This is a genomic window from Bullifex porci (assembly GCF_009695635.1).
Lineage (GTDB): Bacteria > Spirochaetota > Spirochaetia > Sphaerochaetales > Sphaerochaetaceae > Bullifex > Bullifex porci.
Genome location: NZ_VUNN01000066.1, coordinates 1 through 1,040 on the forward strand (window position 1 = coordinate 1; position 1,040 = coordinate 1,040).

The window sequence follows — 1,040 nt, forward strand, 5'->3', positions numbered from 1 at the left end:
TGGTGTCGTACTAATTATATGAATTAATTTACCAACCTGCTAAGCTGAAGTCTTCTAAGAAGACTTCAGCTTAGCAGGTTGGTATATGTCAGATCAAAAAAATAATTTAGACATTCAAAAACAGACACTTGAGTCTAAATGGGGGAAGGAAGCGTTAAGCATGGGATGGTCAGCCATTCCTACATCCCTTTTCTTCCTGCAGGGCGCACTCAATATGACCCCCACAACATTCAATGTGCTACTTCATCTAATTATCCACTGGTGGAAACCCTATGATTGGCCACATCCATCTCAAGAGAGCATCGCGGTTAGAATGGGAGTTTCATCAAGAACAGTTCAACGCTCACTCAAAGAACTTGAAAATTACGGATTGCTTACAAAAATTCGTACAAGCAAGGACAACCCTAAGTACAAAGGGCGAAACATTTACGATATGTCTCTTTTAGTTAAGTCACTAAACATTCTTACGCCAGACCTCAACGCCAAACTAAACGAAAAGTAACCAAAAATTCCGACAGCCAAAGCGCGCACATCACTGTACAAAAGGTGTTCAGCATCACATTTCTAGAAAATGACAACAGCTCCCTATTGAAAGCTAATTTCTAAACTAAACATCAGTATCGCTACACAAACAGCAATACGGACAAAACACAAAAAGAGGAATTAGCATGTCTAAAGCACCAATTGGTACGACTGCTTCTACCGGACAAAAGTGTCCTGAAAGTGGTGTCTGGAAAGTCGTAGGAACCCCTTCCACTACAGCCCCGATAGCAAAAGGTAATGTAATGCCTCCGTACGCAGGAAAGGCTGTAACCTGGATGTTAACCCAATATGCTTGATATTTAGACTGGCAACGAAAAGCCGCCCCAGCGGGCGGCTTTTCTATCTCTGCCCTATAAATTCAGAAAAGGAAAGCTAAATGGCTGCATATACCAGCGAAACAGAGAAGTTTTTACAAAGCGTCAGTAGCGATCAAACATGGTGGAAGTCACGATATAATCCAGGAGACAGCGTTCCCCATTCTGGAATTTATCGATGTA

General features: G+C 41.9%; 1 protein-coding gene. It reads left to right on the top strand.

Annotation, left to right across the window (positions count from 1 at the left end; translation table 11 throughout):
• Window positions 1-85: 85 nt before the first annotated feature.
• On the top strand, window positions 86-502 hold the full coding sequence (locus tag FYJ80_RS11655; protein WP_154427079.1) for a helix-turn-helix domain-containing protein: 417 nt from the start codon (window positions 86-88) through the stop codon (window positions 500-502).
• The last annotated feature ends 538 nt before the right edge of the window (window positions 503-1,040 follow it).